The 9,051-nt window shown below is 58.7% G+C and carries 9 protein-coding genes; 4 read left to right on the top strand and 5 right to left on the bottom strand.

What is annotated here, in order from left to right:
* The 4 genes from ACFE0K_RS05970 to ACFE0K_RS05955 form a co-directional block, all read right to left on the bottom strand.
* The coding region (locus tag ACFE0K_RS05970; protein WP_434535191.1) for a PhnD/SsuA/transferrin family substrate-binding protein at positions 1-406 on the bottom strand (406 nt) is incomplete at its 3' end.
* Between the two features lie 350 nt (positions 407-756).
* Complete coding sequence (gene mnmH / locus ACFE0K_RS05965; protein ID WP_434535190.1) at positions 757-1,857, bottom strand: tRNA 2-selenouridine(34) synthase MnmH; 1,101 nt, start codon at positions 1,855-1,857, stop codon at positions 757-759.
* Between the two features lie 419 nt (positions 1,858-2,276).
* Positions 2,277-3,146: a MaoC/PaaZ C-terminal domain-containing protein gene (locus ACFE0K_RS05960; RefSeq protein ID WP_434535189.1), complete on the bottom strand. Its 870-nt coding sequence runs from the start codon at positions 3,144-3,146 to the stop codon at positions 2,277-2,279.
* Between the two features lie 232 nt (positions 3,147-3,378).
* Positions 3,379-4,026: a TetR family transcriptional regulator gene (locus ACFE0K_RS05955; protein WP_272974485.1), complete on the bottom strand. Its 648-nt coding sequence runs from the start codon at positions 4,024-4,026 to the stop codon at positions 3,379-3,381.
* A gap of 303 nt (positions 4,027-4,329) precedes the next feature.
* On the opposite strand from ACFE0K_RS05955, the gene ACFE0K_RS05950 reads away from it, so the two are divergent.
* The 4 genes from ACFE0K_RS05950 (at position 4,330) to ACFE0K_RS05935 (ending at position 8,256) form a co-directional block, all read left to right on the top strand.
* Entirely contained in the window at positions 4,330-5,448 is a 1,119-nt protein-coding gene (locus ACFE0K_RS05950; protein WP_434535188.1) for a ferredoxin reductase, read from the top strand.
* 64 nt (positions 5,449-5,512) lie between these two features.
* Complete coding sequence (locus tag ACFE0K_RS05945) at positions 5,513-6,670, top strand: fatty acid desaturase family protein (RefSeq protein WP_434535187.1); 1,158 nt, start codon at positions 5,513-5,515, stop codon at positions 6,668-6,670.
* 123 nt (positions 6,671-6,793) lie between these two features.
* Positions 6,794-7,813: an AraC family transcriptional regulator gene (locus tag ACFE0K_RS05940; protein ID WP_290511018.1), complete on the top strand. Its 1,020-nt coding sequence runs from the start codon at positions 6,794-6,796 to the stop codon at positions 7,811-7,813.
* A 164-nt stretch (positions 7,814-7,977) separates the two neighbouring features.
* A complete protein-coding gene (locus ACFE0K_RS05935) occupies positions 7,978-8,256 on the top strand; it encodes a hypothetical protein (protein WP_434535186.1) in 279 nt (92 codons plus the stop codon).
* 78 nt (positions 8,257-8,334) lie between these two features.
* Here ACFE0K_RS05935 and ACFE0K_RS05930 read toward each other — a convergent pair.
* A partial coding sequence (locus ACFE0K_RS05930; RefSeq protein WP_434535185.1) for a Na+/H+ antiporter NhaC family protein occupies positions 8,335-9,051 on the bottom strand: 717 nt, incomplete at its 5' end.

Here is a 9,051-nt window from a genome sequence, read left to right as displayed (position 1 = left end):
TCTGCGGCAAATAGGCATCTTGGAGGGGGTCGGACGGGCTCATGCCAGTGATGGTGATGGGGATGAAGTAGGACTGGAAGTCAGGATCTTCCAGGCTCTGGGCGAGGGCCTGGGAGTCGGGCACCAGGCGACGGGCCTGTACAACGGACAGACCGCCGAACCAGGCCATCTGCACTTCGTTATTGCGGAAGGCAGTGACGGCGGCGGCATAGGATTTCACCGGCACATATTTCACCGGCACGCCCAGTTGCTCTTCCAGATAGAGGGCAACCACGCCGAAGCGTTTTTCCAGTTGCGATTCATCCTGATCAGGGATGGCGGTGAAAACGAAGGTCCCGGTATGGGGTTCATTACAGGCAGACAGCAGCAGTGCTGCAAACAGGGCGGCAAGAAGCTTGAAACGCATTGTTGACTCCGTTCAATAGGGAGGCTTACCGGACAAAGTGAGAATCTGGTCGCGTGCCCGGCCAGACACGACAAGGTGATTATAGAGCGCCGGGTGCTGGATACCAGTGCACAACGCAGCCCGGAAGAGAAATCCCTGTTGGAGCCTTGCTCGCAAGGCGAATGCCCGCCAATAGGTTCTGCGGATTATTCGCCTTGCGAGCAAGGCTCCAACAGTTCTAAAGAGAGTGCGGCGAGCGACAACAGGCAGGCCCGTTTTGGCCTTTCGAAACCCGTCACTCTCAACATCCGCTAACCAGGTGGTGGCGCTTGAGGTTGCTCAATGGCTGCCGACTCCATCAAGACGGATTGTCAGGCCTGGGGCCGCCGCTCTTCCAGAAACGCCATGACCTCGGCGCGGCTGCCCTCAAAGACGATGTCCCCTTCCCGGCGGGAAAGCATGTAGTCGTACATGGGGTCGTAGTAGTCGCTGAGCAGGGTGCGGATCCAGTCTTCGTGTAGCCCGGTGTCACCGCTGATGGCCTGTACGGCCAGTGCCTCGGACAGTTGCTGGCGGAGCTGCTGGTGGCGCAGTCCGCCCAGGCGACGGCGAATGCGGTCCATGGCGGCGAGCAGTTCTTCGCCGAGATAATGGAGCGCCTGCTGTTCGCCGAAGTGCTGGCGGTATTCTTCCAGTGGCCCCACCACATAATCTTCCAGGGTCACCTGCACCCGGGATTCCAGCGTCTCGTTGATGATGATACGCGGGCAGGCCTTGATCTTGTCCTGCAGAGAAAAGGGCAGGTGGCAGCGACCGATCAGTTTGCTTTCGTCTTCCAGCAATACCCAGGCTGGGTTCCGCGCCCGCTGCTTGAGCATGGCGATGGCGAGGGCATTGTCAAAACCGATCTGGGTGGGTTGGCCGCCGGGGCGACGGCCGAAGGAGGAGCCGCGGTGATGGGCCAGGCCTTCCAGATCCACGGCATTGGTCTGGTTTTCGATGACTCGGGTCTTGGCGCAACCGGTGCGGCCGCAGAGAATCTCGAAGGGCAGGGTGGCAATGCAGGCTTCCATTTCGTCGAGCAGGAAGCGGCGCATGGCCTTGTAGCCACCGGTAACCAGCGGCGCATCGATCCCGGCTTCCCGTAGCCAGGCCTGGGTGGTCTGGCTACGCAGCCCGCCGCGGAAGCAATACAGGTAACCGTTCGAGTTGGCCTGCCACCATTGCTGCCAGGCCTGCATACGCCGTTCCCGCTCCTCGCCGCTGACCAGCTGGTTACCCAGATCAATGGCCGCCTGCTGGCCATGCTGCTTGTAGCAGATGCCGATCTGGTGGCGTTCGTCGTCGTTGATCAGGGCGATATTGGTGGTGCCGGGGAAGGCGCCCTTGGCAAATTCCACAGGGGCACGCACGTCCAGCAGGGGCGTGTCGTTCAGGAACAGGGACAGAAAATCTTGGGTGTCGTTGCGCATGGGAAGCGAGTTTAGTGCAGCTACAAGCTACAAGCTACAAGCTACAAGCTACAAGCTACAAGCTACAAGCTACAAGCTACAAGCTACAAGCTACAAGCTACAAGCTACGCTCTTTGGATAGGGAAAGGTTGGGAAGTTCCCTGAGGCCTTGGCATTTCTACGAAGCCGCTGTAGGAGTACCTCTTGAGGTGCGAACCGCGCTTGCGCGGAAATCGACCGCAGGGCGATCAGGAACCTCAGGGCTCGACAGGTTTTGCTGACCGGGAAATATGAAGCCTGAACAGACACAGGAATCGCGCCGCGAGCGACGCTCCTACTGTTTTTTGCAAGCCACCCACAAAAAACGCGGGCAGGGCGCTATGTGATTAGCACGGCCCTGCCCGCGTTGCAGCTTGCGGCTTGACGCTTGTAGCTGTTTTTTACTCCGCCGGGCGGATCTGGCCGGCCAGGTGCGGCTTGATGCCATCGTTGGCGAGCAGGCGGAAGTCGCTGCCGCCATCTACGGGCTTGTTCTCGAACTTCACGGTGGCGGGGATGAACATTGGCAGTTTGAACTGCACATCCACAGTAAAGGCTTCTTCCGGCAGCTGGTTCTGCAGCTCGGCCAGGCAGCGGGCCTTGGACCACATGCCGTGGGCGATCTGGCGTTTGAAGCCGAACAGTTTGGCGGACAGCGGGTACAGGTGGATCGGGTTACGATCGCCGGACACCGCGCCGTAGCGACGGCCGGTGTCACCAGGCACTTTCCATTCTACCGTGTCGGTGGCCGGCTGCGGCTTGGGCGCATCCTTCTTCTTGCTGCTGCTACCGCCGCCGCTGCGGAAGAAATTCACCGATTCGCTTTCCCAGACGCGCTCACCGCCGGTGCTGATGCTGGTGAAGATGGAGAACTCGTAGCCCTTGTCCACCTTGGTCAGGTTACCCAGGAAGCATTTCACGTTCAGCTGCTCGCGCTCACTGATCGGGCGGTACTGGGTGATGCTGTTGCGCACGTGCACCAGGCCCATGGCCGGGAACGGAAAGCCGTCGCTGAGGATCAGGGCCATATGCAGCGGGAAGGCGTGCATGTGCGGGTAGGTCACTGGCAGCTTGCCGTCGGCGGCGAAGCCACACACCTTGCGGTAGGCCGCCAGGTGCTTTTCGTCCAGTGCCACGTCGTTCAGCCGCAGGCCGATGTCCGGCAGGGTAGGGTTGCTGCCCGGCTTGACGGTGGCGCGCAGGACCGCCTTGGCGAAGTTGATCACCATGGGGGGCGCATTTCGCAGTTCGCGGAATTTTACCTCACTCATTACTCGATCCTTTCCCGTTGGTCGTGTGGTGGTCTCAGACCCATGATCTTTATGTCCCTGCGTTGTGACGACAGAGGCGCAAAGAGCATGGAACGACGACAGGGAAGGAGTATAGAGCAGGGCAGGCGACACGCTATTGGCCGCGCAGACAGGCTGTATAGGGACTAAAGCACACGCAAGGAAAACTGTGATGAAGGTTTGCTGCCGGGAAGAATAGGTCGCCGCCCGGGGATCATTGATCCGGTTTGGATTTCCAGAAGCCGACGCCGAAATAGATAAGCCGCAGCTGCTTTTCTGCGGTGCCGAGCACCTGGTTCTGACCGAACTCGTCGTCCTCTTCCAGTTCCAGCATTTCCTGGGTCAGGGCGGTTACGTTGTTGACCACCAACCCCGCCATCATCTGCAGATCTTCCGCATTTACATGGTTAAGGAAGGGGAAGCGGGCCATGTCCATGGCCAGCTCGTTGGTGAACATGCGGATTTCCCGGCGGATGGCGTTGCGCATGGTGGGGGTGCCGCCGGCCAGTTCCTTGGAGACGAACAGGAAGTGGGCCCGGTTATTGCGGACATAATTGAAGTACACCTCCAGAGAACCACGCAGCATTCGCTCGTTGGGCAATTCTTCCTGACGGACCTGGCGCATCATGTGGCGCAGAGTGCGGAAGGATTCATCCAGCAGCGTCAGACCCAGGGCGCTCATGTCCGGGAAATGCCGGTAGAAGGCGGTGGGTACCACGCCGGCACGCTTGGTGACTTCGCGCAGGCTGAGGCTGGAGAAGGGAGCTTTCTTGACGACCAGATCCAGCGCCGCCGCCATTAACGCTTCACGGGTTTGGCCCCGTTTCGGCTTGCGGGCTCTGCTGGTGGTTTCCTTGGTCATTACCGGTCGCCTCTGCATTGGGGTTCAGGTCGCAGGTCAGGCCTGGCCGGCACTTTCTTTCCCCCTGTTTCCGGTTGGCCGGGGAGGGATGTGCCGGGGTGGTGGCGGGCTTTAGACACCAGCAGACCCTGAAAATACGCTGTAAATTCTCCTCGTTGTGGGCCCGTGATGCAACTGGTGCGCAACAAACATGTGTAACTTCATGATAATGAAGGTGTTTACAAATTTAAGTGTACAGGTGTTGACTTGAATCGCGGGTCTATGAATAATGCGTACAACTGTTCACTTACAGGGATGAACCCAATGAACGCAATGACACAGACCTCCAGCCGTTTTCAGCAAGGCCTCACCCGCCTGCTGCAGTCCCGTGTGGCGGATATTCTTTCCTATCCCCACGGCGTTGACCGTTATCTGGAAGTGTTTAATCCGCTGTGGTCCGTTAACGAGGTGCGCGCCAAGGTAGAGGCTGTGCACTACCTGACCGAAGACAGCGTGACCCTGACCCTGCGCCCCAATCACAACTGGGAAGGCTTTATTCCGGGTCAGTTCGTGCAGCTTTCCGTCACCATTGATGGCAAGCGTCAGACTCGCTGTTATTCACCGGCCAACTCCCTGCACCGCGCTGACGGTTGCATCGAGCTGACCGCTAAAGTGCACGCCAACGGCTTTGTTTCCCGCCATCTGCGTGAACAACTGAGTGTTGGCGACGTGGTGCTGCTGTCCCAGGCGGACGGCGAGTTTGCCCTGCCGGCACAGCGTCCGGAGCAAGTGCTGCTGATCAGTGGCGGCAGTGGTATCACCCCGGTGATGTCCATGCTGCGCACCTTGTGTGACGAAGGCTTCAGCGGCCCGATCACCTTCCTGCATTACGCCAACAGCGCTGCCGACATGATCTACGCCAGCGAGCTGGACGAGATTGCGCGGGCTCACGACAACGTGACCCTGGTGCGCTGCTTCAATGATGAGGGTGAACAGGGCGAACTTTCCGGTCTGTTTTCCCGTGAACATCTGTACATTGCTGCGCCTGAATTTGCACAGGCAACCACTTTTCTGTGTGGCCCGCCGCCGATGATGGCAGCGGTGGAAAAAGTCTGGGAAGAGGACGGCCTGGCAGAGCGTCTGCACAAGGAGCAGTTCACCCTGGCGACGCCGCAGATCGAAAGCGACAGCGCCGAAGGCGAAGTGCGCTTCGTACAGAGTGAAAAAATGGCCGTTAACAACGGCGCCACCCTGCTGGAGCAGGCCGAGTCCGCCGGGCTTACCCCGGAATCCGGTTGCCGCATGGGTATCTGCCACGCCTGTACCTGCCGCAAGACCGCCGGTGAAGTGCGCGATATCCGCACCGGTGAGATCACCAGTGGTGAAGAAGACATTCAAATTTGCATCAGCGTGCCGGTGGGCACGGTGACGCTCGACATCTAAACGGAATTACCCAAACCGAAGCGTCCTGAGACGAATCTTCAAACCGGGTTTAAGGAGAAAGCACATGAGTATTTTCAGCAACTTGACTGCCGAACAATTCGAGACCATTGGCCAGGAACTGGACGCCATCCGTAACCGTGAAATGGCGGACCTGGGCGAAGAAGATGCCACCTATATCCGCACCCTGATCAAGCGTCAGCGTCGCCTGGAAATTGCCGGTCGCGGCCTGCTGATGGCGGGTTTCCTGCCGCCGGCATGGCTGGCCGGTGTGGCTTGTCTGTCTGCCTCCAAGATCCTGGACAACATGGAAATCGGCCATAACGTGATGCACGGCCAGTACGACTGGATGGGCGATCCGGCCATCAACTCCAAAGTCTTTGACTGGGACAACACCTGCACCAACACGGCCTGGAAGCAGACCCACAATTTCGAGCACCACACCTTCACCAACGTGCTCGACAAGGACCATGACATTGGTTACGGCATCCTGCGCATGTCGGAAGACCAGGAGTGGGAACCCCGCTTCCTGTTCAACCCGATCCTGGCAGGTATCCTGGCGATCTTCTTCCAGCACTTTGTGGCGATTCAGAGCCTCAAGCTGGAGGACTACCTGATCTACAAGACCAAGACCAAGGAAGAGGTGAAGGCCGAATTCAAGCCGACCTGGAAGAAGATGCGCAAGCAGCTGGTCAAGGACTATCTGCTGTTCCCGGCCCTGGCGGGTCCGTTCGCTCCCTTCGTGTTCGCCGGTAATATGGCGGCCAATGTGGCGCGCAACCTGTGGTCTTCCCAGGTGATTTATAACGGTCACTTCCCGGAAGAGGTGGAGCAGTTCCCGGAATCCGTGATTGAGAACGAGACCCGCGGTCAGTGGTATGTACGTCAGCTGCTCGGCTCGGCCAACTTTGAAGGCGGCCGTCTGATGCATGTGATGAGCGGCAACCTGAGTTTCCAGATCGAGCACCACCTGTTCCCCGATCTGCCGGCTCACCGTTACGCCCGCATCGCTCCTGAAGTGCGTGCCATCTGCGAAAAACATGGCCTGCCGTACAACACCGGCTCTTTCGTGAAGCAGTCCCTGAGCGTCTGGAAGCGGATCTTCAAGCTGTCCCTGCCCAACAAAACGGAAGGCGACAGCAAGAAAGGCCCGCTCAATGGTCTGCGAGCCAAAGTGGTGTCCCTGACCCGTGAACCTGAGTCAGAGACCCGCAAGGCTGCCTGATTGCTCCAGGTAGTCTGATCTCCTGGTTCGGGCCGGTCCTGCGCTGGTTCCGGCCCTGCCATCCTTATGCTACTCTCAGTCGATCTGAGAGTAGCTTTTTTATTTGGGGACAAGGCAGAACGCATGGCAGAAATGACAGATTCCGGTGTGCTGTTGCGAATGGCCTATAAGGCCATGATTAACGCCGGTATTGATGCCGATGCCGTGTTGGCAGAAGTCGGTCTCGACAAATCCATCCTTCAGGTGCCGGACCTGCGTACGCCCCATGACGCCCAGGAATGGTTCTGGCAGGCGCTGGAGAAGGTCTCCGGTGATGAACACATCGGCCTGCATCTGGGTGAGCACATTCCGGTCTACAAGGGCCAGGTACTGGAATACCTGTTCCTTTCCAGTCCCACCTTTGGTGAAGGCCTCAAGCGAGCCCTGGATTACCAGCGACTGCTGTCCGATGCCGCCCAGGGGGAATTGTTTGAAGAAGGCGACCGTGTCTTCCTCAAGCAGATGATCTGGAGCAAACGCCTTAGCCATCTCAACGAATGCATGATGATGGGCGTGATCAAGTTTTTCCGCTTTGTTACCGACGGCGCCTTCGAGCCACTGGAAGTGCACTTTGGTCATACTCGCCATGCGGACAAGCAGGAATACGAGCGTTTGTTCGATTGCCCGGTGAAATTCGACATGCCGAGCATTGGCATGTACTTCGATGCCCGGGTCATGAATTTGCCGTCTGCCCACCATGAGCCGGAACTGCTGCACCTGCACGAACAGCTCGCCAGTGAGCAGGTGGCGCGACTGGAAAAGCAGGACCTGGTGGCCCAGGTCAACCGCTTGATCGGTGAGCTGCTGGAATCTGGGCACGCTAACCTGGAAGAAGTGGCCGAGCGTTTGGGCATCAAGGCCCGTCAGTTACGGACTCGCCTTGCCGATGCCGGTACCAATTTCAACCAGCTGGTCGCCGACTATCGTTGCCGCCTGGCCAAACGTCTTCTCGCCGGCACTGAGGAATCCATTGACGAAATTGTCTATCTCACCGGTTTCTCGGAACCGTCCACCTTCTATCGTGCTTTCAAACGCTGGGTCGGCATGACCCCGATCGAATATCGCAAGTTGAAGGCAGAAGAAGACGCAGCGGAGAACAGCTGAACGTTGCCAGCGCAAAGTTGAAAGCAAAAGAAAGGCGCCACTGGCGCCTTTCTTTTGCGATTTGTCGTAGCAATATTTTCATGCGTCACCATGTGGTCGTGCCATTATTCTTCGTCTCACCCGCTTGTGAGGCATCCATCAAAACGTTTAATCGGTGTTAACCAGTGAAAGAGTCTCTGCGCAAAGTGTTCTCCCCCATTCTCACCCCTTTTGAATCCGGTGCTGACAACTATGCCTATCGCCCCTCGCACCGGAAAATTCTGATCGTGGTCGGTGCGTTGTTTCTGGTGCTTTCCATTGGGGCCTTGGCGGCAACGCTGGTCGCTGAGCTGTATGGTGGATTGATACCCGTGGCGGTCTTCCTGGCGGTGGGTCTGGTGTGTGAAGTGGTGGGCTTGCTGGGCAGTGACAAGGCGGTAGCCCGGATGTGGAAGAGCAAGTAATCCGGTCTGGTAGAGTTTGCTAAACCGTTGGAGCCTTGTTCACAAGGCTGCAACGTTCAATCCAGAGGGGCTCTCTATTCAGAGCACCATGGCGGCGAGCCAGCCTGCGGCAATGAGTGGCAGGTTGTAATGAATAAAAGTGGGTATCACCGTGTCGCGAATATGGTCGTGCTGGCCATCGGCATTCAGGCCAGCGGTGGGCCCCAGCGTGGAATCCGACGCCGGTGAGCCGGCGTCGCCCAGTGCCGCAGCGCTGCCGACCAGAGCGGCGGTGGCCAGCGGGGAGAAACCCAGTGCCAGGCAGAGCGGCACATACAGGGTGGTGATGATGGGAATGGTGGAGAACGACGAGCCGATCCCCAGCGTCACAAACAGGCCGAGCAGCAATAGCAGCGCCGCTGCCACCGGTGGGCTTTGCAGGCCACTGGTCACGCTTTCCACCAGTATCGGCACCTGTCCGCTGGCACCGACCACGGCGGCATAGCCGTTGGCGGCAATCATGATAAAGCCGATCAGGGACATCATTTTCACGCCCAGGGTAAAGGCATCCTGGGATTCCCGCCAGGGCACCACGCCCCCCGCCGTAAATACCAGAAACCCCACCAATGCCCCGAGAATAATCGAGTCGCTGTAAAGCTGTAGCCCCAGGGCGGCGGCCAGGGCAATGGCGGCGACGATGACGTTGCGGGGGGAGAGCGGCGCGTGTTGTTCTTCGCCCGGCAGTTCAACCGGTCGGTAGTCGCGAGGCTTGCGGTAGCGGATAAACGCCAGGATCAGGCCCACCACCATGCCCAC

It is taken from the genome of Alcanivorax sp., assembly GCF_051117345.1.
In the GTDB taxonomy this organism is placed as follows: Bacteria; Pseudomonadota; Gammaproteobacteria; order Pseudomonadales; family Alcanivoracaceae; genus Alcanivorax.
The sequence above is the reverse complement of the archived record's forward strand: the minus strand, read 5'-3'. Positions and strand labels throughout refer to the sequence as shown.